The sequence below is a fragment of the Mycobacterium sp. Root265 genome, assembly GCF_001428895.1.
Taxonomy (GTDB): Bacteria; Actinomycetota; Actinomycetes; order Mycobacteriales; family Mycobacteriaceae; genus Mycobacterium.
Map to the genome: position 1 here is coordinate 247,966 of NZ_LMJA01000033.1, position 26,204 is coordinate 274,169.

25 protein-coding genes and 1 pseudogene are annotated in these 26,204 nt (G+C 67.0%); 12 read left to right on the forward strand and 14 right to left on the reverse strand.

Translation table 11 applies throughout. From position 1 onward, the window contains the following. Positions 1 to 61 precede the first annotated feature (61 nt). Genes ASE48_RS31860 through ASE48_RS31870 form a run of 3 tightly spaced genes read left to right on the forward strand, consistent with a single transcriptional unit; the run spans position 62 to position 2,266 of the window. Positions 62 to 688: a TetR/AcrR family transcriptional regulator gene (locus ASE48_RS31860; protein ID WP_057171189.1), complete on the forward strand. Its 627-nt coding sequence runs from the start codon at positions 62 to 64 to the stop codon at positions 686 to 688. Between the two features lie 27 nt (positions 689 to 715). Further along, positions 716 to 1,927, forward strand: a complete 1,212-nt coding sequence (gene dinB / locus ASE48_RS31865) for a DNA polymerase IV (RefSeq protein WP_082614572.1) — start codon at positions 716 to 718, stop codon at positions 1,925 to 1,927. A 48-nt stretch (positions 1,928 to 1,975) separates the two neighbouring features. Beyond that, entirely contained in the window at positions 1,976 to 2,266 is a 291-nt protein-coding gene (locus tag ASE48_RS31870) for a YiaA/YiaB family inner membrane protein (protein WP_057171190.1), read from the forward strand. 1 nt (position 2,267) lies between these two features. Here the strand turns inward: ASE48_RS31870 and ASE48_RS31875 are convergent, their stop codons facing one another. Both ASE48_RS31875 and ASE48_RS31880 read right to left on the reverse strand, forming a co-directional pair. After that, entirely contained in the window at positions 2,268 to 3,299 is a 1,032-nt protein-coding gene (locus tag ASE48_RS31875) for a PHP domain-containing protein (protein ID WP_057171244.1), read from the reverse strand. A 38-nt stretch (positions 3,300 to 3,337) separates the two neighbouring features. Further along, complete coding sequence (locus ASE48_RS31880) at positions 3,338 to 3,919, reverse strand: TIGR03086 family metal-binding protein (protein ID WP_442928791.1); 582 nt, start codon at positions 3,917 to 3,919, stop codon at positions 3,338 to 3,340. A 76-nt stretch (positions 3,920 to 3,995) separates the two neighbouring features. On the opposite strand from ASE48_RS31880, the gene ASE48_RS31885 reads away from it, so the two are divergent. Beyond that, positions 3,996 to 4,850, forward strand: a complete 855-nt coding sequence (locus tag ASE48_RS31885; RefSeq protein WP_057171191.1) for an LLM class F420-dependent oxidoreductase — start codon at positions 3,996 to 3,998, stop codon at positions 4,848 to 4,850. A 382-nt stretch (positions 4,851 to 5,232) separates the two neighbouring features. Here the strand turns inward: ASE48_RS31885 and ASE48_RS31890 are convergent, their stop codons facing one another. Continuing rightward, complete coding sequence (locus tag ASE48_RS31890; protein WP_057171192.1) at positions 5,233 to 6,699, reverse strand: glutamate synthase subunit beta; 1,467 nt, start codon at positions 6,697 to 6,699, stop codon at positions 5,233 to 5,235. Further along, positions 6,692 to 11,266 (reverse strand): glutamate synthase large subunit, encoded by a 4,575-nt coding sequence (gene gltB, locus ASE48_RS31895; RefSeq protein WP_057171193.1) that lies wholly within the window; start codon positions 11,264 to 11,266, stop codon positions 6,692 to 6,694. Before gltB ends, ASE48_RS31890 begins: the two co-directional genes overlap by 8 nt. A gap of 501 nt (positions 11,267 to 11,767) precedes the next feature. On the opposite strand from gltB, the gene ASE48_RS31900 reads away from it, so the two are divergent. Both ASE48_RS31900 and aqpZ read left to right on the forward strand, forming a co-directional pair. After that, positions 11,768 to 12,577 (forward strand): PaaI family thioesterase, encoded by an 810-nt coding sequence (locus ASE48_RS31900; protein ID WP_057171246.1) that lies wholly within the window; start codon positions 11,768 to 11,770, stop codon positions 12,575 to 12,577. Positions 12,578 to 12,695: 118 nt separating this feature from the next. Then, complete coding sequence (aqpZ, locus tag ASE48_RS31905) at positions 12,696 to 13,469, forward strand: aquaporin Z (protein ID WP_057171194.1); 774 nt, start codon at positions 12,696 to 12,698, stop codon at positions 13,467 to 13,469. A 1-nt stretch (position 13,470) separates the two neighbouring features. On the opposite strand, the gene ASE48_RS31910 is transcribed toward aqpZ, so the two are convergent. The 3 genes from ASE48_RS31910 to ASE48_RS31920 form a co-directional block, all read right to left on the reverse strand. Then, positions 13,471 to 14,013 carry a Dps family protein gene (locus ASE48_RS31910; protein ID WP_057171195.1) on the reverse strand — a complete coding sequence of 181 codons (543 nt, stop codon included), beginning with the start codon at positions 14,011 to 14,013 and terminating at the stop codon, positions 13,471 to 13,473. A gap of 83 nt (positions 14,014 to 14,096) precedes the next feature. Then, positions 14,097 to 14,993 carry a DNA-3-methyladenine glycosylase family protein gene (locus ASE48_RS31915; RefSeq protein WP_057171196.1) on the reverse strand — a complete coding sequence of 299 codons (897 nt, stop codon included), beginning with the start codon at positions 14,991 to 14,993 and terminating at the stop codon, positions 14,097 to 14,099. A 9-nt stretch (positions 14,994 to 15,002) separates the two neighbouring features. Then, positions 15,003 to 15,362 carry a DUF427 domain-containing protein gene (locus tag ASE48_RS31920; protein ID WP_057171197.1) on the reverse strand — a complete coding sequence of 120 codons (360 nt, stop codon included), beginning with the start codon at positions 15,360 to 15,362 and terminating at the stop codon, positions 15,003 to 15,005. Positions 15,363 to 15,425: 63 nt separating this feature from the next. On the opposite strand from ASE48_RS31920, the gene ASE48_RS31925 reads away from it, so the two are divergent. Beyond that, positions 15,426 to 15,884, forward strand: a complete 459-nt coding sequence (locus tag ASE48_RS31925) for an SRPBCC family protein (protein WP_057171198.1) — start codon at positions 15,426 to 15,428, stop codon at positions 15,882 to 15,884. A gap of 10 nt (positions 15,885 to 15,894) precedes the next feature. Here the strand turns inward: ASE48_RS31925 and ASE48_RS31930 are convergent, their stop codons facing one another. Continuing rightward, a complete protein-coding gene (locus ASE48_RS31930; RefSeq protein WP_156409472.1) occupies positions 15,895 to 17,304 on the reverse strand; it encodes an NAD(P)/FAD-dependent oxidoreductase in 1,410 nt (469 codons plus the stop codon). Between the two features lie 33 nt (positions 17,305 to 17,337). On the opposite strand from ASE48_RS31930, the gene ASE48_RS31935 reads away from it, so the two are divergent. Together ASE48_RS31935 and ASE48_RS33925 are read left to right on the forward strand one after the other, a co-directional pair. Further along, on the forward strand, positions 17,338 to 17,805 hold the full coding sequence (locus tag ASE48_RS31935) for a DUF4262 domain-containing protein (protein ID WP_057171199.1): 468 nt from the start codon (positions 17,338 to 17,340) through the stop codon (positions 17,803 to 17,805). A 295-nt stretch (positions 17,806 to 18,100) separates the two neighbouring features. Further along, positions 18,101 to 19,093, forward strand: a pseudogene (locus tag ASE48_RS33925) (DUF222 domain-containing protein); the annotation flags it as partial. A gap of 306 nt (positions 19,094 to 19,399) precedes the next feature. Here the strand turns inward: ASE48_RS33925 and ASE48_RS31945 are convergent. From ASE48_RS31945 to ASE48_RS31960, 4 genes are all read right to left on the reverse strand, one after another. Then, on the reverse strand, positions 19,400 to 20,227 hold the full coding sequence (locus tag ASE48_RS31945; protein ID WP_057171201.1) for a class I SAM-dependent methyltransferase: 828 nt from the start codon (positions 20,225 to 20,227) through the stop codon (positions 19,400 to 19,402). A 62-nt stretch (positions 20,228 to 20,289) separates the two neighbouring features. Further along, on the reverse strand, positions 20,290 to 21,303 hold the full coding sequence (locus ASE48_RS31950) for an NAD-dependent epimerase/dehydratase family protein (RefSeq protein ID WP_057171202.1): 1,014 nt from the start codon (positions 21,301 to 21,303) through the stop codon (positions 20,290 to 20,292). Continuing rightward, complete coding sequence (locus ASE48_RS31955) at positions 21,300 to 21,800, reverse strand: nuclear transport factor 2 family protein (RefSeq protein ID WP_057171203.1); 501 nt, start codon at positions 21,798 to 21,800, stop codon at positions 21,300 to 21,302. Before ASE48_RS31955 ends, ASE48_RS31950 begins: the two co-directional genes overlap by 4 nt. A gap of 20 nt (positions 21,801 to 21,820) precedes the next feature. Continuing rightward, complete coding sequence (locus tag ASE48_RS31960) at positions 21,821 to 22,270, reverse strand: hypothetical protein (protein ID WP_235571788.1); 450 nt, start codon at positions 22,268 to 22,270, stop codon at positions 21,821 to 21,823. 70 nt (positions 22,271 to 22,340) lie between these two features. On the opposite strand from ASE48_RS31960, the gene msrA reads away from it, so the two are divergent. After that, entirely contained in the window at positions 22,341 to 22,850 is a 510-nt protein-coding gene (msrA, locus tag ASE48_RS31965) for a peptide-methionine (S)-S-oxide reductase MsrA (RefSeq protein ID WP_057171204.1), read from the forward strand. On the opposite strand, the gene ASE48_RS31970 is transcribed toward msrA, so the two are convergent. Continuing rightward, a complete protein-coding gene (locus tag ASE48_RS31970) occupies positions 22,847 to 24,169 on the reverse strand; it encodes a cytochrome P450 (RefSeq protein WP_057171205.1) in 1,323 nt (440 codons plus the stop codon). The two genes, msrA and ASE48_RS31970, sit on opposite strands and share 4 nt — an antisense overlap. A gap of 107 nt (positions 24,170 to 24,276) precedes the next feature. Between ASE48_RS31970 and ASE48_RS31975 the strand changes: the two genes are divergently transcribed. Beyond that, positions 24,277 to 24,867 (forward strand): TetR/AcrR family transcriptional regulator, encoded by a 591-nt coding sequence (locus tag ASE48_RS31975; RefSeq protein ID WP_057171206.1) that lies wholly within the window; start codon positions 24,277 to 24,279, stop codon positions 24,865 to 24,867. Here the strand turns inward: ASE48_RS31975 and ASE48_RS31980 are convergent. Then, positions 24,839 to 25,408: a TetR/AcrR family transcriptional regulator gene (locus tag ASE48_RS31980; RefSeq protein WP_057171207.1), complete on the reverse strand. Its 570-nt coding sequence runs from the start codon at positions 25,406 to 25,408 to the stop codon at positions 24,839 to 24,841. The two genes, ASE48_RS31975 and ASE48_RS31980, sit on opposite strands and share 29 nt — an antisense overlap. Positions 25,409 to 25,462: 54 nt before the next feature. Here ASE48_RS31980 and ASE48_RS31985 point away from each other — a divergent pair, with 54 nt between their 5' ends. Then, a complete protein-coding gene (locus ASE48_RS31985) occupies positions 25,463 to 26,110 on the forward strand; it encodes a class I SAM-dependent methyltransferase (protein WP_057171208.1) in 648 nt (215 codons plus the stop codon). Positions 26,111 to 26,204 lie beyond the last annotated feature (94 nt).

The following is a 26,204-nucleotide window of genomic DNA, read 5'->3' on the forward strand; positions in this document are numbered from 1 at the left end:
CATGGTGTTGAGTGAGTCAACGGTATGTTGAGAAAGTCGACACGGTGTTAAGGTGGGGGCCGTGACCACCGCCAGCCGCGGCCGCCGGGCCGCCCGCCCCTCCGGGGACGAACGGCAGCAGGCGATCCTGGACACCGCCGCCCGCCTCATCCAGCAGCGGTCCTTCTCCGACATCTCGGTCGATGACCTGGCCAAGGGCGCCGGCATCTCGCGTCCGACCTTCTATTTCTACTTCGCCTCCAAAGAAGCGGTCCTGCTGTCGCTGCTCGATCCACTGATCAAGCTCGCCGACACCGGGTTCGACAACGCCCTTGAGCACATGCCGACGGATCCGAAACGTGCGGTCCGGCGGGGCATCGAGATTTTCTTCAGCTCGTTCGGATCCCATCCGGCCACCGCGCGGGCCGGGACCGAGGCAGTGAGGAACAATCCCGAGTTCCGGGCGTTCTGGGCCGGCCTGATGCAGAAGTGGATTGCCATGACGGCCGCACTGATCAATGCCGAACGCCGGCGCGGCGCGGCGCCGGAGACGCTGCCCGCCCTCGACCTGGCCACCTCGCTGAACCTCATGAACGAGAAGATGATGATGGCGACGCTGGCCGATGACCGTCCCTCGGTCGAACATGACCGCGTCGTGGACACCCTCACCCACATCTGGCTGACCAGCATCTACGGCAGCACGCCCTAGCCCACTGTCGGACCCGGATGCGAACATGTGTTCGTGTCCCACTCCGGGCAGGCCAGCATTATGCACGCCGATCTCGACTCGTTCTACGCGTCGGTCGAGCAGCGCGATGACCCCTCCCTGCGCGGACTGCCGGTCATCGTCGGCGGCGGGGTGGTGCTGGCCGCCAGCTATGAGGCCAAGGCGTACGGGGTGCGCACCGCGATGGGCGGCGGGCAGGCCCGCCGCCTCTGCCCTCAGGTGATCGTCGTGCCGCCACGGATGCGCGCGTACACCGAGGCCAGTCGGGCCGTCTTCGACGTTTTCCGCGACACCACTCCCCTGGTCGAGCCGGTCTCGGTGGACGAGGCGTTCCTTGATGTCGGCGGGCTTGGCCGGGTGTCGGGCACGCCGGTAGAAATCGGCGCCCGGCTGCGCGAACGCGTCCAGGTCGACGTCGGCCTGCCGATCACCGTCGGGATCGCCCGCACCAAGTTCCTGGCCAAGGTCGCCAGCCAGGAGGCCAAGCCCGACGGGCTGCTGCTGGTGGAACCGGACCGCGAGCTGGCTTTCCTGCACCCGCTGCCGGTGCGTCGGCTCTGGGGCGTGGGCGCCAAGACCGCGGAGAAGCTGCGCCTGCACGGCATTCACACGGTGGCCGACGTGGCCGAGCTCAGCGAGACATCGCTGGGCGCCATGGTCGGCCCGGCCATGGGCAGGCAGCTCTTCGCCCTGTCCCACAACATCGACCGCCGCCGGGTGGTGACCGGGGTGCGCAGGCGGTCCGTCGGCGCGCAACGAGCGCTGGGCCGCGCCGGGAACACCATGTCCGCTCCTGAGATCGATGCCGTCGTGGTGAATCTGGTGGACCGCATCACCCGCCGGATGCGGACCGCGGGACGCACCGGCCGCACCGTGGTGCTGCGGTTGCGCTTCGACGACTTCGGCCGCGTCACCCGCTCGCACACCCTGCCGCGCGCCACCGCGTCGACCGAGGCCGTGCTGGGTGCCGCCCGCGAACTGGTTGCCGCCGCCGCTCCGCTGATCGCCGAACGCGGACTGACCCTGGTGGGCTTCGCGGTGTCCAACATCGACCGCGACGGTGCGGCGCAGCTGGAACTGCCGTTCGGCAGCGCGGCGGATCCGATCGCCCTGGACGCCGCCGTCGACGAGGTACGACAGCGGTTCGGCAACGCCTCGGTGACCCGCGGAGTGCTGCTGGGCCGCGACCCGGGACTGGAAATGCCGATGCTGCCGGATTGAGTAGTTTCACGCATCCGGTTGAAGCGTGCCCTCCGGCAGGCTTGCCCCATGAACGCATTCAGCGACACGGCCAAGGTCACGGCGGCGTTTTCGCTCCAGGCCACCATCGCCTTCGGCGTCAGCTTCGTCGGCGTGCTCGGCGGCATCGTCTTCCTGCCGCTCGACATCTGGCAACGGCTCTTCCTGACCATGTCGGTGCTGTTCCTGGTCACCAGCGCCTTCACCCTGGCCAAGGTGATCCGCGATCAGCAGGAATCGGCCACCGTCCACGCTCGCCTCGACGAGGCGCGCATGGAAAGACTCATCGCCGAGCACAATCCGTTCACGTCATCGACGTGAATCAGTGCGCCCACTCCAGCAGCCGATCCGCCGACCAGGTGTTCACGATGCGGTCCACCGGCACCCCGGCGTCCAGGGCGCGCTGCGCGCCGTAGCCCAGGAAGTCGAGCTGACCGGGGGCGTGAGCATCGGTGTCGATCGAGAAGTCGCACCCGATCTGCAGCGCCAGATCCAGTAGCCGGCTCGGCGGGTCGCGCCGCTCGGGGCGCGAATTGATCTCCACCGCAACACCATTGTCCCGGCACGCGGTGAACACCGCCTCGGCGTCGAATGTGGACTCCGGACGGATCCCCCGGCCGCCCGTGACCAGACGTCCGGTGCAATGGCCCAGGATGTCGGCCTGGCCCTCGGACACCGCACGCACCATGCGGCGCGTCATCGCCGGCGCGTCCATCTTCAGCTTCGAGTGCACGCTGGCCACCACGATGTCCAGCCGCTCCAGTAGTTCCGGCTCCTGGTCCAGGGTGCCGTCATCGAGGATGTCGACTTCGATCCCGGTCAGGATGCGCATCGGCCTGGGCGAGCGAAGCGACGGGGATGTCACCGAGAAGCGTTCGCGCAGTTCGTCGATGACATCGAGTTGCTTACGCAGGCGTTCCGGCGAAAGACCGTTGGCAATGGTCAGCCGCGGCGAATGGTCTGTCAGAGCGCAGTATTCGTGGCCGAGCTCCTGCGCGGTGGCCATCATCTCCTCGATCGGTGCGGACCCGTCGGACCAGTTCGAGTGCAGATGCAGGTCCCCCTTGATCGCGGCGCGGATCTCCCCGCCACCGAGATCTGCCGCGGCTTCCTGCAATTCGACCAGTGTGTCGGGGACACGACCGGCCCACGCCTGTGCGATCACCTTGGCGGTCTTGGGTCCGATCCCCGGTAGCGTCTGCCAACTGTTGGTCTTACCGACCTTCTCCCGGTGTTCGGGTGTCATCGCCTCCACCACATCGGCGGCGTTGCGGTAGGCCATCACCCGGCGCGAGTCCTCTCGGGCCCGGTCCTTGTAATACGCGATGCGGCGTAGTGCGGCCACGGGGTCGATGCGGTCCATGGCTTCAGTGTGCCCGTGACGCCGCCCGATCACACCCGTCCCCATGCGGGGTCACGGCCGCTCAGCGCCAGCGCCCGCTCGAAATCACCGGCGTGATCGGCAACAGTCACCGGCGCGCCGAAGAGCCCCTCCACCGGGCCGGCGGCGGTGAAGGCGGTCAGATGCTCCAACAAGACCGCTGCGGTGTCGGCATCGACGGCATAGGCCTGCCCGGTGGCGATCGCAACGTCCCAGCCGTGCACCACCACCTCCGTCAGGGCCACCAGTCCGCACACCTCACCCGGCAGGTCGACGGCCCCAACCCGGGTCATTCCCTCCCACGCGTGCGGCGCCTGCCATGCCTCGGCGAACGCGGTGAGCCGGGCGGGATAGTGCTCGCGCCAGCCGTCGTCGAGTACGTAACCGCCCTCGCCGGGTGGGCTGTCGGTGAGCTCCCCGAAATCCTTGTTCGCCGCGGCCCCGAAGGCAGGCGCCAGTTGCCCGATGTGGGCCACCATCTCGCGCACGGACATCTGCGGGCAGGGCGTCGGTGCGCTCAGCTGTTCATCGTGCACGCCGCCGAGCACCGCGGCGGTACGCGCACTTGCCGTCGTCATATCGATCATGGACATACCGACCTGCACGGTGGATAGAAGTCATCGGCGCCGCATCCAGGAATTAACCGCTGCCCGAGTTCGTTTCCCAGGTGTGGACTTTGCCTTCAAGACTTCCCCGCAGAACACGACCTGGTCCGACATGCTCGCCATCTGGAAAGCAGCGGACGATATCGACGTCTTCCAATCCGGCTGGACGTTCGACCACTTCTATCCGATCTTCTCCGATTCCACCGGCCCCTGCCTGGAGGGCTGGACCACGCTCACCGCGTTGGCCCAGGCCACCGAGCGGCTCCGGGTCGGCGTACTGGTGACCGGTATCCATTACCGGCATCCCGCGGTGCTGGCCAATATGGCCGCCGCACTCGACATCATTTCCAACGGTCGCCTCGAGCTCGGGATCGGCGCCGGCTGGAACGAGGAGGAGTCCGGCGCCTATGGCATCGAGCTGGGCACCATCAAGGAGCGTTTCGACCGCTTCGAGGAGGCCTGTGAGATTCTCAAGGGCCTGCTCAGCCAGGAGACCACCACCTTCGACGGCACGTTCTACCAGCTCAAAGACGCGCGCAACGAGCCGAAGGGGCCGCAGCAGCCGCACCCGCCGTTCTGCATCGGCGGCAACGGCGAGAAGCGCACCCTGAAGATCACCGCGAAATACGCCGACCACTGGAACTTCGTCGGAGGTACGCCGGAGGAGTTCGCCCGCAAGCGCGACGTGCTGGCCGCGCACTGCGCCGATATCGGCAGGGACCCGAAGGAGATCACGCTGTCGGCGCACATTCGGCTGGGCGAGGATCGCAACTACCGCCGAGTCGTCGAGGATGCGATCGCCCTGGGCGCCGAGGGCTTGGATCTGGCCATCATCTACCTACCGCCGCCGTATGACACTGCGGTGCTGGAGCCGCTCGCGGAGACGATTCGGGACTCCGGGCTGCTGACCAGCGGCTAGAACTGACGGTCACGAAATTATTACGATCTGGCAAACGGGTGTCGCGTAGGTCCTGAATCGGGATCTGCGCGGCGCCCGGGTCGGTCAGTAGCCGAAACGCATTAACTCGTCGGGGGTGATCAGCCGCTCGTGCTTAGCTGGGAATTCACGGCATCGGACCGGGTGACGGAACCATGACCAGGCGATTCGACTCACTCGGGACCGTGAAATGGGATTGTTGTACACGGTGAGAACTCCTGCGGTCGGCTAATAGCTGCACCGTGGGGTCACATTACCGCACGACCCCGCCGCAATCATTAGACACCTGTGACGCGGCTAACACCAACCGGCACGCCGGTCACAAATCGGATGTTTCTCGTGTGACTGAAGTTGCTGATGTTGCCTACCGCTGCGGGGCCGCCGACGGCTCGATCGGCCGGGGCAACGCCGACTGGCCCATCAGGTAGCGGTCGACACCGGCCGCCGCGGCGCGCCCCTCGGCGATCGCCCACACGATCAACGACTGTCCACGGCCCATGTCGCCGGCGACGAAGACGCCGGGAACGGTGGTCTGGAAATCCTTGTCGCGGGAGACGTTGCCGCGGTCGGTCAGTTCGACACCCAGGTCGGTCAGCAGACCCTCGCGCTCGGGGCCCACGAACCCCATCGCCAGGAAGACGATGTCGGCGTCCAGATCGAAGTCCGACCCCTCCACCTTCTCGAACTTGCCGGCCTTCATCTCCACCTCGTGCACCTTGAGCGTGGTGACCCGGCCGTCGGAGCCGACGAACTGCTCGGTGTTCACCGAGAACACCCGCTCGCCACCCTCTTCGTGCGCAGAGGCCACCCGGAACATCAGCGGGTAGGTCGGCCACGGGGTGGAGTCCGCACGGGTCTCGGGCGGGCGCGGCATGATCTCGAACTGGTGGATGCTGGCGGCGCCCTGACGGTGCGCGGTGCCCAGGCAGTCTGCGCCGGTGTCACCGCCGCCGATGATGACGACCTTCTTGTCCTTCGCGGTGATGGGCGGCTCGCCGTCGGGACCGGCGACATCGTCGCCCTGTTGCAGTTTGTTGGCCCACGGCAGATATTCCATGGCCTGGTGGATACCGTCGAGCTCGCGGCCCGGGATCGGCAGGTCACGCCACGCGGTCGCACCGCCGGCCAACACCACCGCGTCGAACTCGGCGTCGAGTTGGTCGACGGTGATGTCGACGCCGACGTTGACGCCGGTGCGGAACTGGGTGCCCTCGGCCGTCATCTGCTCCAGACGACGATCGATGTGGCGCTTCTCCATCTTGAACTCGGGGATGCCGTAGCGCAGCAGGCCGCCGATGCGATCGGCGCGTTCGAACACCGTCACCGAGTGACCGGCACGGGTCAGCTGCTGGGCGGCAGCCAGGCCTGCGGGCCCGGACCCGACGACGGCGACCTTCTTCATGGTGCGCACCGTCGGGATCATCGGCTTGACCCAGTCGTTGTCGAAGGCGTGGTCGATGATCTCGACCTCGACCTGCTTGATGGTCACCGCATCCTGGTTGATGCCGAGCACGCAGGAGGCCTCACACGGCGCCGGGCACAGCCGCCCGGTGAATTCCGGGAAGTTGTTGGTGGCATGCAGCCGTTCGATGGCGTCGCGCCAGCGGTCCCGGTACACCAGGTCGTTCCACTCGGGAATCAGGTTCCCCAGCGGACAACCGTTGTGGCAGAACGGGATACCACAATCCATACAGCGGGAGGCCTGGACTTTCAGGGTCTCGTCGGAGAACTCCTCGTAGACCTCTTTCCAGTCCTGCAGGCGCAGGTCCACCGGCCGCCGGGCCGGGGTCTGCCGGACGGTGTGCTTGAGGAAGCCGTTCGGATCAGCCACGAGCGGCCGCCATGATCGCTTCGCCGACATCCTGCCCGGCGGCCTCGGCCTCCGAGATCGCCAGCAGCACCTTCTTGAAGTCGCGTGGCATCACCTTCACGAAGTGCGCCTGCTGTGCCGTCCAATCCGCCAGGATCCGTTGGCCCACCGCAGAATCGGTGGCGTCGACATGTGCCACGATCAATTCCTGCAACCCTTCGAGGTCATCGTCGTCCAGTGCGTCAAGATCGACCATCTCTCCGTTGATGTTGCCCGGCAACTTCTTCTCCGGGTCATACACATAGGCGACACCGCCGGACATTCCCGCCGCGAAGTTACGGCCGGTCTGGCCGAGGATCACCACCCGCCCGCCGGTCATGTACTCGCAGCCGTGGTCACCCACGCCCTCGACCACCGCGTGCGCGCCGGAGTTGCGGACCGCGAACCGTTCGCCGACCACACCGCGCAGGTAGGCCTGGCCGCTGGTGGCGCCGAACAGGATGACGTTGCCGCCGATGATGTTGTCTTCCGCGACATAGTCGTTCGGGGCCTTGTCCGACGGGCGCACCACGATGCGGCCGCCGGAAAGTCCCTTCCCCACATAATCGTTGGCATCGCCATACACCCGCAGCGTGATACCGCGCGGCACGAATGCGCCAAAGCTGTTCCCCGCCGACCCCTCGAAGGTGATGTCGATGGTGCCGTCCGGAAGCCCTTGGCCCCCATAGGCCTTGGTGACCTCGTGGCCCAGCATCGTTCCCACGGTGCGGTTCACGTTGGCGATCTTGGTGGTGAATCGCACCGGGGTGCCGGAATCCAGCGCCTCGCGGCACTGCACGATCAGCTGCTGGTCCAGCGCCTTGTCGAGGCCGTGATCCTGACGCGAGCTGCAGTACAGATCCTGGTTCATGAACGCCGACTCGGGCTCGTGCAGCACCGGGGCCAGGTCCAGCTTGTGCGCCTTCCAGTGCTCGGCGGCCTGGGTGGTGTCCAACGCGCCCACCTGTCCGACCATCTCGTTGATGGTGCGGAAGCCCAACTGCGCCATCAGTTCCCGGACTTCCTCCGCGATGAACAGGAAGAAGTTCTCCACGAACTCGGGCTTGCCGTTGAACCGCTCGCGCAGCACCGGATTCTGGGTGGCCACACCCACCGGGCAGGTGTCGAGGTGACAGACCCGCATCATGATGCAGCCCGACACCACCAACGGCGCGGTGGCGAAACCGAATTCCTCACCACCGAGCAGGGCGGCGACCACCACGTCACGACCGGTCTTGAGCTGTCCGTCGACCTGCACCACGATGCGGTCGCGAAGCCCGTTGAGCAGCAGCGTCTGCTGCGTCTCGGCGAGACCGAGCTCCCAGGGGGCGCCGGCATGCTTCTGCGAGGTGAGCGGGGTGGCACCGGTACCGCCGTCGTGCCCGGAGATGAGCACCACATCGGCGTGCGCCTTGGAGACACCCGCGGCGACGGTGCCGACGCCGTTCTCGCTCACCAACTTCACGTGGATACGCGCGGCCGGGTTGGCGTTCTTCAGGTCGTGGATCAGCTGCGCCAGATCCTCGATCGAGTAGATGTCGTGGTGCGGCGGCGGTGAGATCAGGCCGACACCGGGCGTCGAGTGACGGACCTCGGCGACCCACGGGTACACCTTGTGCCCCGGAAGCTGACCGCCCTCACCGGGTTTGGCGCCCTGGGCCATCTTGATCTGGATATCGGTGCAGTTCGACAGGTAGTGGCTGGTCACGCCGAAACGGCCGGAGGCCACCTGCTTGATGGCGCTGCGGCGCCAGTCGCCGTTCTCGTCGGGCTCGAAGCGGTCGACGCTTTCGCCGCCCTCACCGGAGTTGGACCGGCCGCCGAGCCGGTTCATGGCGATGGCCAGCGTCTCGTGCGCCTCGGCGGAGATGGAGCCGTAGCTCATCGCGCCGGTGGAGAAGCGCTTGACGATCTCGGTGGCAGGTTCGACCTCGTCGATCGGAACAGACTCGCGCTCTTTGAACTTCAGCAGGCCGCGAAGTGAGGCCATCCGGGCACTCTGGTCGTCGATCAGCTTGGTGTACTCCTTGAAGACCGAGTACTGCCCGGTCCGGGTGGAGTGCTGCAGCTTGAACACGGTGTCCGGGTTGAACAGGTGGTACTCGCCCTCGCGGCGCCACTGGTACTCCCCGCCCACCTCGAGCTCGCGGTGCGCCCACTCGTCGGGGCGGTCCAGGTAGGCCAGCTCGTGGCGGGCCGCGACGTCGGCGGCGATGTCGTCCAGGTCGATTCCGCCGGTGGGGCAGTGCAATCCGGAGAAGTACTCGTCCAGCACCCGCTGGTTGATCCCGATGGCCTGGAACAGCTGGGCGCCGGTGTAGGACGCCAGCGTCGAGATGCCCATCTTGGACATCACCTTCAACACGCCCTTGCCTGCGGCCTTGACGAAGTTGGCCTTGGCCTGGTCGCTGGACAGCCCGGTGATGACGCCACGGTCGATCATGTCGTCGATCGACTCGAAGGCCATGTACGGGTTGATCGCCGCCGCGCCGAAGCCGCACAGCATCGCCATGTGGTGCACTTCGCGGGCGTCGCCGGACTCGACCACGAGGCCGACCTGGGTGCGGGTGCGCTCACGGACCAGGTGATGGTGCACCGCGGCCACCGAGAGCAGCGACGGGATGGGCGCCAGCCACTCGTTGGACTCGCGGTCGCTGAGCACGATGATGCGGGCGCCGTTGCGGATCGCCTGCGAGACCTTGGTGCGGACGTCCTCCAGCGCACGGCGCAGTCCGGCACCGCCGTCGGCCACCGGGTACAGGCAGCTGACGACAGCAGCCCGCATACCGTGCTTGCGGCCGCGGATCTCGTGGTCGGGATCCACGTCGATGAGCTTGGACAGGTCGGCGTTGCGCAGGATCGGCTGTGGCAGCACGATCTGGCGGCACGAGTTCTCGTCCGGGTTGAGCAGGTCGCCCTCGGGGCCGACCGTGCCCTGCAGGCTGGTCACCACCTCTTCACGGATGGCGTCCAGCGGCGGGTTGGTCACCTGGGCGAACAACTGCTGGAAGTAGTCGTAGAGCATCCGCGGCCGCTGGGACAGCACGGCGATCGGGGTGTCGGTGCCCATCGAGCCCAGCGCCTCGGCGCCGGTGCGGGCCATCGGCGCCACCAGCAGGTTCAGTTCCTCGTAGGTGTAACCGAACGCCTGTTGCCGCATGACCACCCGGTGGTGAGGCATCTTGACGTACTTGCCCTGCGGCAGCTCGTCGACGTGGAACAGCCCGCCGTCCAGCCACTCCTGATAGGGGTGCTCGGCGGCCAGCTGCGCCTTGATCTCCTCGTCGGCCACGATGCGGCCCTGCGCGGTGTCCACCAGGAACATCCGGCCGGGCTGCAGACGGATCTTCTTGACGACCGTGGACGGGTCCAGGTCCAGCACGCCGGCCTCGGAGGCCATGACGACGAGTCCGTCGCTGGTGACCCACACGCGCGACGGGCGCAGGCCGTTGCGGTCGAGCACGGCGCCCACCACGGTGCCGTCGGTGAAGCACACCGACGCCGGTCCGTCCCAGGGCTCCATCAACGAGCCGTGGTACTGGTAGAACGCCCGCAGTGCGGGGTCCATCTCCTCGTTGCGCTCCCAGGCCTCCGGGATCATCATCAGCACCGAGTGGGCGATGCTGCGGCCACCGAGGTGCAGGAGTTCGAGGACCTCGTCGAACCGCGCGGTGTCGGAGGCTCCGGGGGTACAGACCGGGAAGATCTTGTTCAGGTCGTTGTGGTAGCCGAACACGTCGGTGTGGATGAGCGCCTCGCGGGCCTTCATCCAGTTCTCGTTGCCGGTGACCGTGTTGATCTCGCCGTTGTGTGCCACCCGGCGGAACGGGTGCGCCAGCGGCCAGGACGGGAAGGTGTTCGTCGAGAACCGCGAGTGCACGATGCCGAGCGCGCTGGTCAGCCGATCATCCTGCAGATCGAGGTAGAACGCCCGCAGCTGCGGGGTGGTCAGCATCCCCTTGAACACGAAGGTCTGACCGGAAAGGCTTGGGAAGTAGACGGTTTCACGTCCCGGTCCGTCCTGGCCCGGGCCCTTGGTGCCCAGTTCGTGCTCGGCACGCTTGCGGATCACGAAGGCGCGGCGCTCCAGGTCCATGCCGGAGGCACCGGCGATGAACACCTGACGCAGGGTCGGCATCGCGTCGCGGGCCAGCGCACCCAGGGAGGAGTCGTCGTGCGGGACGTCGCGCCACCCGAGCAGCTGCAGCCCCTCGGCTTCGACGATCTTGGCAACCGCCTCGCACGCCAGCGTGGCGTCGCGAGCGGACTGCGGCAGGAATGCGATACCGGTGGCGTAGCTGCCCTCCTCGGGCAACTCGAAGTCGACCACTGCGCGCAGGAACGCGTCGGGCACCTGCAGCAGGATGCCCGCACCGTCACCGGTGTTGGGCTCCGCGCCGGCGGCACCGCGGTGCTCCAGGTTCAGCAGTGCGGTGATCGCCTTGTCGACGATGTCGCGGCTGCGACGGCCGTGGATATCGGCAACCATCGCCACACCGCATGAGTCGTGCTCGTATGCGGGGTTGTACAGACCCTGCTTGGCCGTCATTCCCACCTGACCCTTTACTCTCAGAGCCTGCGCGCTGCTCACGTACTGCCGGCTGTCACCAGCGGCATCCGGTGGTCACCGGCTGGGCGGTCGCGGTGCCTTCGTGCAGCACTGAACGTCGGTTTTGACCCGCTCGCCACAAGTGGACAAAACGATATGACAAACACCGGGTGACGTGCCAACTTAGTCAGACCTAAGTAGCTGGCTGTCGGCGCCGTCGCGACCACGCAGGCCGAGCCGGGCCGGAATCGGCAATACCCTTGGCGGCGAGGGTTTTTCGGGCTCGATACCGTCCAACGGCTCACCACCGCCCCGCCGGCCATAATCGAGACCCTCGTCACACCCGTTTGCTGTCCCTTGATTCGGTAATCAGCCAACTGGTAATACGAATAATCGACTGTTTGCTGAAAGCCTAGCCAGATTCTTAGAGATGTTCCTTTTTCCACGTTAAATACCCCGCGGGGGTACACGCCCGCGGCAACGGCACGAAGCTGGATGACGATGGCATATCCGCTGACCACCCCACCCGGCCGCTTCGGCATCACCAATGTCGAGACCGGACCCACCCAGTACGCCGCCAGCATGGCACTGGACGGCTTGCTGAACCCGTTCACAGGTTCGGCTTCCTTGGGGCCGCTGGCAGTCCTCGTCGACCACATCGCCGGCTTCGCCAACCACGATCGTCGCCCCGAGGGTCACTGGACGGTCTCCAGCGAGCTCGCCATGGAATTCGCGCCCGGCGCCCAGGCGACCATCGCCGAGGACCCTGCGGAGCCCGTGCTGGCCGTCAGCAGGCCGGTGGGCGCTGCGGGCGCCACCTCACTGTCGGAGTGCACGCTGACCCACCGGGGCACCGAAATCGGCCTCGCCACGGTGCGCACGTTCTACATCACCGCCGCCGTGCACGTGCCCGGCGCGTTCGAGGAGCCCTCCGAGCCGGTCGAATCACTGCCGACCGGACTCGCCGAACTGATGGCCGTCGAGATCGCCGAAACCGGCGGCAGCGGCGTCGTGCTGCAACAGCGCGCGCATTCCGCGATCAACAACACCCTGGGTGCCGTGCACGGCGGAGTGGCCGCCGCCGGGCTGGAATTGGTGGGCTCGGCCGCGCTGAACATCGATCGCGCCGACACGCCGCTGCTCACCGCGTCGCTGCGGATCAATTATCTGCGGCGCCTCATCGGCGGGGGTAGCTCGCACTACACCGCGACGGCTCTGCATGCGGGACGCAGCAGCGGCGTGGCCGAGGCCAAGGGCATCGGCGATGACGGGAAGGTGGCGTTGACCGCCCGGTTGACTGCCTACCGTTGACAACTTCTGCGTCACCGTACGGCCAAGGTTCGGTGACAAGATTTTTGACGGCCTTTCCAGGCCGGTGAATCGTGCGACTCTCAGCTGGTAAGCACTGCTTCCGGCGAAGGGTAGCACCATGACCAAGCCCACAATGGCGCACCGGTTGGCCGCCGAATTCATCGGCACCTTCTGGCTCGTGCTCGGCGGCTGCGGCAGCGCAGTGTTCGCCGCGAAGTTCCTGTCCGGCGACGGTGTCTCGCTGGGAATCGGATTCCTCGGCGTCTCACTGGCTTTCGGCCTGACGGTACTCACCGGCGTGTACGCCTTCGGCACCATATCCGGCGGCCACTTCAATCCCGCCGTGACGCTCGGTGCCGCGCTGGCCAAACGGGTGGAGTGGTCCGCCGTCGTGCCGTACTGGGTCACCCAGGTGATCGGCGGGTTCGTCGCCGGCGCCGTCATCTACGTGATAGCCGGCGGTAAAGAGGGCTGGACGGCCACCGGGAACATGGCCGCCAACGGATTCGGCGACCACTCCCCCGGCGGCTACTCGCTGGTGGCGGTGCTCATCGCCGAGATCGTGCTCACCTTCATCTTCCTGCTGGTGATCCTCGGTTCGACCGACGACCGGGCGCCGAAAGGCTTCGCGGGCTTGTCAATCGGGCTGACGCTGACGCTGATCCACCTGATCTCGATCCCGATCTCGAACACCTCGGTCAACCCGGCCAGATCGACCGGTGTCGCATTCTTCAACGGCGACGGCGCACCGAGCCAGCTGTGGCTGTTCTGGGTTGCCCCGCTGGTCGGTGCCGCCATCGCCGGTGTCGCCTACCCGTTGTTGTTCGGGGTGGCAGAGGAGCTCGCCGAACGCCCGGTCCGCGACGATGCGCTGGAAGCGCGCACGGACTGAGCTACTTGCGGGCCTTGCCGGCCGCGCCCTTCTCGGTCTTCTTGCCCTCGTGGGCCAACTGGCCGCCTGAGCTCTCCAGATGCGCACGGACGAACCATTGGAACTTCTCCAGCTCGCCGCTGTGCCCGATGAGCAGATCCTGTGAGACCAGGTCGATGTCGTCGAGGCGTTCGATGTTCTTGCGGGTGTCCTCGATGATGCCGGTGTACACGAGATCGAGCGCGGCCAGATGCGCCTGCACGTTGTCGCGGTTCACCGAGTAGTCGTCCCAGGTGCGGTCGTTGATGATCGCGCCCGGGGTGCCCAGCGGAGAAGCTCCCAGCGCCGCAATGCGTTCGGCGACCTCGTCGGCGTATCCGCGCACCAACTCAACCTGGGGGTCGATCATCTCGTGCACACCGATGAAATTGGGTCCGACGACGTTCCAGTGCACGTGCTTGAGCGTCAGGTGCAGGTCGTTGTAGCGACTCAGCTGCTTCTGCAGCAGCTCGGCCACCTCGGCACCTTGCTTGTCGGAAAGCCCCGGAACGGTGAACGTGGTCATGGTGTCTCCTTCGTATCGGCGTCATTGCGTCGTCTGGCTCCCCCGACGCATACCCAACGCGCCTGATCGATAATCAATTCAGGTCACAGCGCACGTAAGTTGGGGATCGCCTGCCGAGGCCCGCGACGTTGCCGGACGGCCAGCCCGCTGGCTTCCAGCAACCGCACCGCCCGGTGCCGGTGCGGGCGCACCGGTTCGAGCAAATCAACCATCTCGGCGTCGTCGATGGGCCTGCCCAGCAAGCTCAGACCGACCACCTTGGCCAGGTGGTAGTCACCGACCGAGAGCGCGTCGGCGTCACCGAAGGCGCGTTGCATCGTCTCGGCCGCCGTCCACACACCGACGCCGGGCAGCGATGTCAGGCCGGCGGCGGCCTTGGCGGGGTGCAGCCGCTCCAGCGCGTCGGCGCGTTGCGCGCACCCCACCACCGTGCGGGCCCGACCCGGGTCCACATTGGCGAGATGGAACTCCCAGGACGGAATGCGCCGCCACACGTCGGCGGTGGGCGGCACCCGCATCCCTGCCGGTGCCGGACCGGGCGCCGGTGCGCCGAACTTGGTGGTCAGCAACCGCCACGCGCGGAAGGCGTCCTTGCCGTACACGCGCTGCTCCAGTACCGCGGGAATCAGCGCCTCCAGCACCCGGCCGGTCCGGCCCAGCCGCAGGTGCGGCACCCGCCGGTAGGCCTCGGCAATGGTCGGTTCCACCGGGTCGAAACCCGAAGTGTCGTCCTCGTATCCGAGCAACGCGCCGAATCCGTCCAGGAACTCGGCCGCACCGGGACCCCATGCCTCACATTCCACCGTGTCGGGCGCCGTTTTGCGGATCCGTGCGGTGACCGCGCCGGTGCGCGTCATCGAGGTACGCCAGGTGTCACCGGCGATCAGTTGGAAGCACGGGTCTCCGCTTCCGCGGCGCAACGGTGACAAGGTGAACCCGGGACTCACGGGTCCGCCGAAGGTCACCGATGTGGTGGGCACCTGCCCAATCTAGGCCAGCGAGATCTGCGCCTTGTCCGGGTAGAAGGCGACCTTGCCTGCGATGTCGGCCACCGCGGGGTAGGGCTGCTCGTAGGTCCAGATGGCGTCCTGCACATCACCGACGTGGTAGTAACTGGCCTCACCCTTGTAGGGGCAGTAGGTGGTCGTCTCGCTGCGCGCCAGGGCCGATGGCACCACGTCGGCCAGCGGGATGTACTGCACCGCCGGATAGGTTGACTCCTGCAGCGTCACCGCGCCGTCCGACTCCGCCACGACCACCCCGTCGACCGTGACGGTGACGTGTCTGCCGGTCGGCGTCACGGTGATCGGATGCTCGGCGGTGGGCTGCCACACGGGACGCTCGCTCATGTGTCGGACAACGTTGGCCGCGATGCAGTGATTCCCGACACCCCCGATCGTTACGATCGGCCCATGAATGCACCGATTACCGCATCCGTGACGATCGCTGCCGAACCGGCGGAGGTATACGCGCTGATCACCGACCTGCCGACGCTGGCGGCACTGGCCGAGGAGGCCTGCGCCATGCAGTGGACGAAGGGGCACTCGGCGGTCGTCCCGGGAGCGGTGTTCAAGGGCGAGAACCGCAACGGGTCGAAGTCCTGGACCACCACCTGCACCATCACCGATGCGGCCCCGGGGTCGACGTTCGCGTTCGACGTGAAATCTGCGGTCTTCCCGGTGGCGCACTGGCGTTATGACATCGCACCCGCTGACGGCGGATGCACCGTCACCGAGTCGATGTGGGACCGCCGGGCCGGATGGTTCAAGAAGGTCGCCGGCCTGGCCACCGGCGTGAGCGACCGGGCCGGTGCCAACGCCGAGCACATCAAGATCACCCTGCAGCGGCTCAAGGAACGCGCGGAGGCTTAGGCGCGTCCGTTCAGGGCTTCTGCGTGATGACGTCGGCGACCCGCGCGATGGGTGATGTCGTGCGGCGGCCGTTGGCCTCGTGCCGGTCGGCGAGTTTGTAGGCGATGTAGAGGCCGCGCACCCCGAGCCAACGCATCGGCTCGGGTTCCCAGTTACGCGACTGGTGGCCGACCCACGGCAATTCGGTGATCGGGGTGTTCCGGGTCAGCACCAGGTCGGCCAGTGTGCGCCCGGCCAGGTTGGTCGCCGTCACGCCGTGCCCTACGTAGCCGCCGGCCCAACCCAGCCCGGTGGTGCGGTCCAGGGCGACACCGGCTTCCCAATCGCGCGGCACCGCCAGCACACCGCACCACCCGTGCGCGATGGGGATGTCGCGGACCTGCGGCAGGATCGAGTGCAGCACCTCCGACAGCAGCCCGATGGTGCGGGCGGGCACCTGCCCGTCCTGATCGGTGCGTGACCCGAACCGGTAGGGCACGCTGCGCCCGCCGATGGCGATGCGGTCATCGACGGTGCGCTGCGCGTAGAAGAATCCGTGCGCGGTGTCTCCGACGGTTTCGCGTCCCTGCCAACCGATCTCGTCCCAGATGTGCGCCGGGATGGGATCGGTGGCGATCATCGAGCTGTTCATCGGCAGCCACCGCCTGCGCAGGCCGGGCAGCGCGGGTGTGAAGCCCTCGGTGGCCCGCAGCACGATCGGCGCGCGCACGGTGCCGGTCCTGGTGATCGCCTTGCCCTGCTGGATCTCGATGACCGCTGTCTGTTCGTGGATGGTGACGCCGAGGCGCTCGACGGTGTCGGCCAGACCGGCGGCGAGCGCGGCCGGTTGGATGCGGGCACAGTCCGGGCTGTGGTAGGCGGAGACCAGTCCGTCGATGTTGATCCGTTGCGCCGCTTGCGCTCTGGTCAGTTCGGTGACGTCGTTCTGCCAACGGCGTTCCTCGGCGACACTGGCGGCCAGCCGGGCCGCCTGCGCGGGGTTGCGCGCGATCTCCAGGTTGCCACCCTTGACCGCGCCCGCGTCGATGCCTTCGCGGTCGGCCACCTCGATGACCTCGTCGACGGATTCGTTGAGTGCCCGCTGCCAGGCCAGAACCTTGTCGCGGCCATAGGTTTTCGCCATCCGATTGCGATCGCCGGGAACCAGCCCGGACAGCCAGCCGCCGTTGCGGCCGGACGCACCGAAGCCGGCGAAGCGCGCCTCCAGGACGGTGATGCGCAGCGACGGGTCGGCTTTCTTGAGGTAGTAGGCGGTCCACAGACCGGTGTATCCGGCGCCGACGATGCAGACATCGGCATCGCGGTCCCCGGGCAGCCGTGGCCGCAGCGACGGCATCTTGTCGAACCAGTGCGAGACACGACCGTTGATGGTGGACACCCAGTGATTCTGCCAGGCCGGGTTGTCGGTGGTGCGGCGCATCGTGTCTGCCAAGACCGACGAAAGGGGCACATCATGTGCTGGCAATGCGATCACCCGGGGGCCACCCGGCAGGACTATCTCGACGTGCTGCGGAGCACGGTGATGAAGGAGGGTTGGGCGGTGCAGTACGTCGAGACCGAACCGCCCTTCGGGTACACGGTCGGATTGAGCGAGGCCGGACTGCCGGAACTGCTCATCACCGGGCTTCCGCCCGAGCGGTCCATGCTGCTGCTCAATGCCGTGGCGGGGTACATGGTCCGCGAGGTCACGCCCGCGCCCGGTGACATATTCACCTTTCCGGACCGGTCGTGCGCGGAGTTCGTCGAGGTGACGCACCCGGACGTGCACATGGGGTGGGCGGTGGCGTTCCGCGACGGGCCGATCCGGGGCCTGCAGGTCGTCTGGCTGGACGCAGACGGGCACTCGCCCTGGTGCCCCGACTTCAACATCGGGGGTCCGCGGCAGCCCGTTCTCGGGGACCGGGGGCCGGTCGACACCTGACGGTTGCCATTCGAAAGTGCCCACCTATCAGCGACATTCGAGCGACAGCCGAGTCCCAGAAATTTCTTTGGACTCATTGGTCACGGCCGTCACTTTCTGGGCGGTTTTGTCGGTGATCGCACGTATGTTCGAGATATGAACGGTGACGTGGTGGGCGGTCGGGAGGCGGTGCAGCACGCGCTCTCCGATCGCGCCGGGTCGGTCAAGGCACTGCTGGATGCCGACTTCACCGTCTTTGACACCGCGGAGTTGCTCGGGCTGTTGTCCGAGCGATCACCGCATCCTGGCCGCCCTGATGGATCGGGCCACCCCGCACGAGATCGGCGGGAAATCCTGGAACGACGTACTGGCCACCCGGGACCGCCTCAGCGCCGCCGAGGCCGGGCGCCGGATCGCGCAGGCCCGCGACCTCGGACCCCGGCACGCGTTGAACGGTGAGGTGTTGGAGCCGCTGCTACCCGCATGCGCTCACGCGTTGGCGGCCGGGTCCATCAACACCGCCCACATCACAGTCATCCGGTCCGCGCTCAAGCAGGCCTCGCGATATCTCGACGCGACCGAGCGGGCCCAGATGGAGGCCACCCTGGTCGCGGTCGCCGAGGCCAATACCCCCGAGACGCTGGCCGAGCTCGCCGAACAGATGGTCCACGTGCTCAACCAAAACGGCGACGGCCCCGACCTGACGCGGCACAAGGTGGGGCTCACGATCGGTAAGCCCGATGTCGATGGATTGTCGAAGGTGTCGGGGCGGGTGGATTCGGAGTTCGCGGCCTACCTGCGCACCATCCTGGACGTGTGGGCGCGGCCTGGGATCAACAACCCCGACGACGCGGAACCCCAGCACAATCCGGTGCCCAACCCGCTCGAAGAGCAGCCGCCCGGCGAACGCTGCGGCGAAACCGAACCAACGCCGAAACCTGAGCCTGTCGAGGAGCGGCCGTTCCCACGCGACTTCGGCGAGCTGGCTGATCTCGCTGACACCTTGCCCCCACCGATCAAGCGTGACCTGGAGCCGCCGGCCGGTGATCACCGCACCCCGGCCCAACGCAACCACGACGCCATCAAAGCGGTCCTGCGCGACACCCTGATGTCCAAACGCCTCGGACAACACAACGGGCTACCCGTCACCGTCGTCGTGTCCACCACGCTAGCAGAACTCGAAGCCGGTGCCGGGATCGCGGTCACCGGCTCCGGAACCCGCATGCCCATGCGCGATCTGATCCGCCTGTCCGAGCACGCCCATCACTACCTGATCGTCTACCGACACCACACCGCCGAACCGCTCTACCTGGGCCGGTCCAAACGCCTGGCCACCAAGGCCCAACGGCTACTGCTCTACAACCGCGACCGCGGCTGCACCCGCCCCAGCTGGCACCACGGCGGGTACACCGACGCCCCCGACCTCGGGTTGGGGTGCGGACCGGACAACCGGCTCGCCGAACTGGGCTGGACCAACAGCATCGACCCCCGCACCGGCCGCGTGCACTGGCACCCGCCACCACTCATGGACACCGGTGGCGACACCCTCAACCACCACTTCCACCGGCGAAGAACTCCTCCCACTACCCGAGGAGGACAACGATCCGTGACTACTTCAGAACGAATAGCGGTGGTACTGCGCCATATAGCGCAATATCGACACCCGCGACATGGCGTTCGCCAACAGCCGGTAGGCCGGCCGCACCAGATCGAAGGCTTCGGTGTCGAACGCCGATATCCAGGCCAGCAATCGCGTGCCAGGCACGGCAGAGAGGATGTCATCGGGGGCGTTGATCGCCCAATGCAGCGTGGCACCCGAACGGCGCACCACCGAATTGGACCACTGGGATTTGATGCCCAGCGAATTGAAGGCATCGAACTGCAATTCCCCTGTGCCGCAATGACCGACGATCCGGTTCAGCAGATCGATACCGTCGGCCTTGGTGAGGTACATGGTCAGTCCCTCCCCGATGGCCAGCACCGGGGCATCGACCGGGATGTCACGCAGCCACCCCGGATCGGTCACCGAGGCGGGCACCACGTGATAGCCGGCGCCACCGGTGGGCAGCAGGCGGCCGCGCAGCTCGGCAACCTCCGGGTAGTCGATGTCGTACCACTGCACGTCCGGTGCCGGCGCCACCCGGAAGTATCTGCTGTCCAGGCCGCAACCGAGATGCAGCACAGTAGCTTTCGGATGGACCGCCAGGAACTGGCGCACCCAGGTGTCGAAGTGTGCCGACCGGGTGGTGACGGCCGGGGACCGCCGCGCGGTGATGGTGGTCTGCCTCCAGTCGTAGGCGATACCCGCGACGGTCGCTTTGGCCCAGCGGTCGTGCAGGATCGGCCGCGGCAGGTCGGCATCCAGCGCCTTGGCGTACAGCGTCGCGAGCATGGTCTGCGGCGCGCCGGTCAGATCGACGCGCACGTGGTCATCGGCGGTCATGCATCACACGGTAATACCGCACCGCGGACACGCCCCCAGTTGAACGCCGTCGGGCGTGGTGTTCAGCTCGCCTTTTTGCGCTTGGCCGCTCGCAGGCCCACCCAGAACCGGGCGGCCTCACGAATGGAATCCTCCACCGGCGTTGGCTGCCAGCCGAGTTCGCGGGCGGCCTTGCCGTGATCGACCGGGGCCTCGGCCCGCATCAGCCGCAGCGAGGCCAGCGACAGTCGCTCGTCGGTGCGGCGCAACCGGCCCTTGATGGTGCCCATGGCGGCCAGCAGATAGGTCAGCGGCAACGGGATGGACCGAGCGGGTGGGGGTACGCCGGCCGTCTCGGCCGCGATCCGGGCCACCTCGGCATTGCTGATCATCTTCTCTGAGATCAGGTAGCGCTCACCGACGCGCCCCTTCTCGGCCGCCAGGATCAGCGCGCGTGCCGCGTCGTTGACACCGACCGCTTCCAGTTCGATCCCGCTCATCACAAACGGCAACTTGCCGAAGGCGGCGCCGGCGATGATGGCGCCGTGCGGGGTCCGGCCCCAGTCGGTGCCGCCGTAGGTGGTCGAGACGCACATCGCGACCGCGGGCAACCCGCGCTCCCGCGCGTACTGCAACACCAGCTTCTCGGCCTGTACGCGAGAGCGCACGTACGGTGTCAGCCCGCGCTCGTCGGCGATGTCCTCCTCGGTGGACACCCGGCCGCGGCGCCGCCCCACGGTGGCGTAGCTGCTGGTGAAGACAAATTTCTTTAAACCTGAGGCGATCTCGGGGCGCACCGCGACGTCCAGCACGTGCCGGGTGCCCTCGACATTGGTGTGGAACAGCGGTGCCGGATCCCGCAGCCAGCCGCGGGTGTCCACCACGCAGTAGTAGATGACGTCGGCTCCGGTCATCGCCGCCGCCAGCACGTCGGCATCCCAGATGTCTCCGATGAACCGCTGCACGTCGAGGTCGTCGATGCCGATGGTGTTGGCGCCCTCGCGCACCATCACCCGCACGTTCTGCCCGTCGGCGACCAGCTGACGCGCCACGTGCGAGCCGAGGTAGCCGTTGGCACCGATGACGAGAGCACTCATCGGGCCATGCTCTTCATCCATTCGGCGGCCTCGTCATCGAGCGTGCCGAGTTCCTGTGCCTTCTTGCACCACTTCATTGCCGCGGACAGGAACCGCAGCGGGTTGTAGACGTCCTCCTGGCGGCGCCACAGCCCGTCGCCGGCGTAGGTGAGGATCGACATGTTGGTGGCGGTGATGATGGTGCCGTCGCCGGGGTCGCGCATCGGGTTGTCGAGCTCGCAGATCACCCGCGACGTGGACTCGTCGATGACGGTCCACAACGCCGGAAAAGCGGTCATGTGGTTTCCCGGAAAACTCTCCATCGTCTTCCAGATCCACGGGCGCACCTGGTCGCGTCCGCGCATCGTGCCGGCGGCGTGCTCCACGTATTCGACGTCGACGGTGTACTGGTCGACCCACGGATCCCAGTTCCGGGTCCGGGCGGCTTCGGCGACTGTCTGCTCGAATGTCGCGAAGGCGTCTGTGAGCTCATCCCGGGTGAACAGCGTGCTCGTCACAACAGAAACTAGAACACGTTCTACCTGGGTTTGTCGAGGGTCGTGCCGGCGGCCAGCACCACGCGGTCACCCAGCGGTTCGTCCAGCGCGATGTCCAGCGTGCCGGGTACCGCCAGTGTGATGCACATCCGCCCGATCGCTTCCGGCGGCACACCACTGTCGAGGTTCACCGTCACGTCCTCGGGGGTCTCCTGCACGGTGGCGTGCACACCGAAGCACTCCGCGGGTCCCCCGGTGAAGTTGACGGCCAGCCCGTCACCGGTGCGCGTCCAGGACTCGACGCTGGTGACATGGGGGTTCAGGATCATCGGATTCTCGGCGAACACCGTGCGCCACTGATCGGCAGGCACTTCGGGCGGGGCGTCGACCGGAGGTACGGGCGGATCCGCGGAGGCCGATGGTGGAACGGCTAAAAGGAGGCCGCCGACCAGGATTAACCCGGCGTGCGCTGTGGTTACAGCTCTACGCATGGGTTCCACCGTAGCGGCGGAGCACAATGGATGCTGACCGTCTACGTGACTGCTGAAGGAGTGATGGCGCATGAGCGACAACCAGAAGGCGATCCTGGCCGGCGGCTGCTTCTGGGGTATGCAGGACCTGATCCGCAAGCAACCCGGCGTGGTGTCCACCCGGGTGGGCTACACGGGCGGGCAGAACGACCACGCGACCTACCGCAACCATCCTGGTCACGCGGAGGCCATCGAGATCGTGTTCGATCCGGCCCAGACCGACTACCGCTCGATCCTGGAATTCTTCTTCCAGATCCACGATCCGTCGACCAAGAACCGTCAAGGCAATGATGTCGGTTCCAGTTACCGCTCGGCGATCTTCTACGTCGACGACGACCAGAAGGCCGTCGCGCTGGACACCATCGCCGATGTCGACGCATCCGGGTTGTGGCCGGGCAAGGTCGTCACCGAGGTCGTGCCGGAGGTCGACTTCTGGGAGGCCGAACCCGAGCATCAGGACTATCTGGTGCGCTACCCCACCGGGTACACGTGCCACTTCCCGCGCCCGGGCTGGAAGCTGCCCAAGCGCGCCGAGGTCTAAGCAGCTCCTGCTCTCCGGTGCAACACCACCCGGCCACCGCGCTTGGGCGTGAAGGCCACTCCTCGCGAGTGCACCTTCTCCCCCGGCGCGGTGGTCGTGGCAATGGTGAAGTGCCGCAGCACCGTCCGTAGCACGATGTCCATCTCGACGTTGGCGAACACCGCACCGACACAGCGCCGGGTCCCGCCGCCATAGGGCACCCAGGCCAGCGGCGGACGGTTGCCGATGAACCGCTGCGGGTCGAACCGTTCGGCGTCGTCGAATTCCTTCTCGTGCAATTGGGACAGGCTGACGACGATCGAATACCCCTGCGGTATCACCCATTCGCCGAGCTCGAAGGTCGGTGAGTAGACATGCCTGCCGGAGAAATCGATGACTGTCCTGGCCCGCTGGGTCTCCAGGATGACGGCCTGGCGGTACTCGTTGTCGTCGCCCCGGGCTTCCTCGACCAGCCTGTCCATGACCTCCGGATGACGGCTGATCCGCTCGAACACCCACCCCATGGTGGATGCTGTCGTCTCGTGCCCGGCGGCCAGCAGGGTCAGTAGCTCGTCGGCGATGTCCTGGCGCGACATCGCGGTGCCGTCCTCGTAGGAACTGCGCAGCAGCAAGGCCAGCACGTCATCGCGTTCGTCGAGCCGGGGGTCGGCCGCGACCTCGTCGATGAGCCGGCCCACGACGTCGTCATAACGGCGGCGGTACTCGGCCAACCGGCCCCAGGGATGCCAGCGGCCGTGCTCCCGCTTGGGGGTGGGCAGCGTCGCGCAGCGCGAGCCCAGCGTCACCCACGGCGGGATGATCCGGCGCAGCTCGTCCAGATGTGCCCCGTCGGCGCCGAACACCGCCCGCAGGATTGCGTTCAGGGTGATCCGCATCATCGGCTCCAGGGTCGGAAATTCCTGTCCCGCCGGCCAATTCGCGGATTCTCGGAGCGTCTCCTCTTCGAAGATCTTCTCGTAGTTCTTGATGCTCTTGCCATGGAACGGCGGTGTGAGCAGTCTGCGTCTGCGCTTGTGCTCGCCGCGGTCCAGCGCGAACACCGACCCGGGCCCGAGGATCCGGGACAGGTTGGGCTGGATGTTGCCGACGTCATCGGGGCTGGCGGTGAACAACTGCTTGGCCAGCTGCGAGTCGGTGACGATCACGGTGGGACCGAACACCGGCAGCTTCATCGTGAAGGCCGAGCCGTAGCGGTTGGCCAGTCGTGCCACGACGGGCCGACGGAACAAGGCGAATCCGATTCCGGTCAACGTCTTGCTCACGGTGGGGCCGGGTGGCAGATGTTCGGCGGGAACTTCGGTGATGGTCGCTTCGCTCATGGACGCACTCCAGACCAGGGGTTGGTACTGCGTTGTACCGCAGGTATGCAGGTTACGGTACTCCGTGGTACCAGCGGGGGCAAGAGTAAATCGGCAAGGATGGCGCGATGGAGGAAAGTCGGCCGTTTCGCGCCCGCCTGTTCGACGGTCTGGCGTCTTCCATCGCCGAGCGCGGATACCGCGCCACCACGGTCGCCGACATCGTGCGGCACGCCCGTACCTCCAAGCGCACGTTCTACAGCGAATTCACGGATAAGGAAGAGTGTTTCGTCGAGCTGCTGCGCGCCGACCACGAGCAGCTGCTGGTGGCGATCCGGACCGCCGTGGACCCCGAAGCGGACTGGCGGGCGCAGATCAGGCAGGCCGCCACGGCCTATGTCGACCACATCGGCGCGCGCCCGGAGATCACGCTGAGCTGGATCCGGGAACTGCCGGCCCTCGGCGCCACGGTGCGGTCCATTCAGCGAGCGGCCATGAGCGGGCTGACCGAACTGCTGGTCGACCTGTCCGACAGCCCGGGCTTCCGGCGTGCCGAGCTCGCGCCGGTCCGCCGTGAACTCGCGGTGATCCTGCTCGGCGGCCTGCGGGAGCTGACGGCGCTGACGGTGGAGGACGAGCTGCCCACCGCGTCCATCCTGGAGCCCGCGGTGCTCGCCTCCGAGGCTCTGCTCAGCGCAGGATCAGCCGCGCCGATTTGAGCAGCCGCAGCGAGATCTCCGGATATGCCTCATATCCCATCCCGGCCCAGACCAGCGTTCCGGTGTAGAGCAGTTCGAGCGCCTCGATGACATCGGGATCCACCGCGGAACCCAGGGCCGCAACCAGGCGGGCCCGGATGTCCGCGCCGATGCGCCCGCGCAGCACGTCGACATCGGGATCCTTGCCGAGCAGCGCATTGGTCACCGCCCCCGCGAACTCGGGTTCACCGGCCACCAGCGACGAGATCTGCTCCAGCACCTCCAGCACCCGCGTCGCCGGATCCGGCGACTCGTGTTCGGCGAGCGGGGATTCGACGAGTCTGCGCCAGAACACCTCGGCAACGAGATGCTCCTTCGAGGAGAAGTACGTGTAGGCGGTGGCCGCTCCGACCCCCGCCTGCGCGGCCACCCGGCGCACGGTCAGCGCCGAAAAACCCTCGCGGCTCAGAAGTTCGAGCGCGGCCTTGCCGAGCCGGTCGACGGTATCGGCCTGCTTGGCGCTCAACCGGCGGCGCGTCGACTCCAGGGCCGTATCGGACACGTGTCCAGACACTACTGCAACCCCTCATCACCAGCAACGGTAGGTTTATCTGCCATGAGCACCGCCGACACCGCCCTGCCCGCCGAGGCCGCCCGTCTGTTCGAGTTCGCCGAGCAGGTCATCGGCTTCATGCCCGCCGACGAGGGCCGCGCCCTCTATGACGCCGCCGTGCATTATCTGGCCGGCGGTGTCGGTGTCGAGATCGGCACGTACTGCGGTAAGTCCACCGTACTGCTGGGTGCGGCGGCCGCTCAGGTCGACGGCGTCGTCTACACCATCGACCACCATCACGGGTCCGAGGAGCATCAGCCCGGCTGGGAGTACCACGACACCGGGCTCGTCGATCCGGTCACCAAGCGCTTCGACACCCTGCCCACCATGCGCCACACCCTGGACCTGGCCGGCCTGGAGGAACACGTGGTGGCGATCGTCGGCAAGTCCCCCACCGTCGCCCGGGTCTGGGGCACCCCGGTGCAGTTCCTGTTCATCGACGGCGGCCATACCGAGGAGGCCGCCCAGCGCGACTACGACGGCTGGGCCAAATGGGTGGCTCCCGGTGGCGGACTGGTCATCCACGATGTGTTCCCCGACCCCAACGAGGGTGGACAGGCTCCGTTCCACATCTACCGCCGCGCAATCGATTCCGGTGACTTCAAGGAGATCTCGGCGACCGGATCGCTGCGGCTGCTGGAACGCGTCTAGTGTCCTGAGTCATTAATTACGATCTAGTTGTTAATCTGGGTTGTGCCGACCCCTCATGCTGCTGAGATTGTGTTGTCTGCCGCCGAGCGTGCCG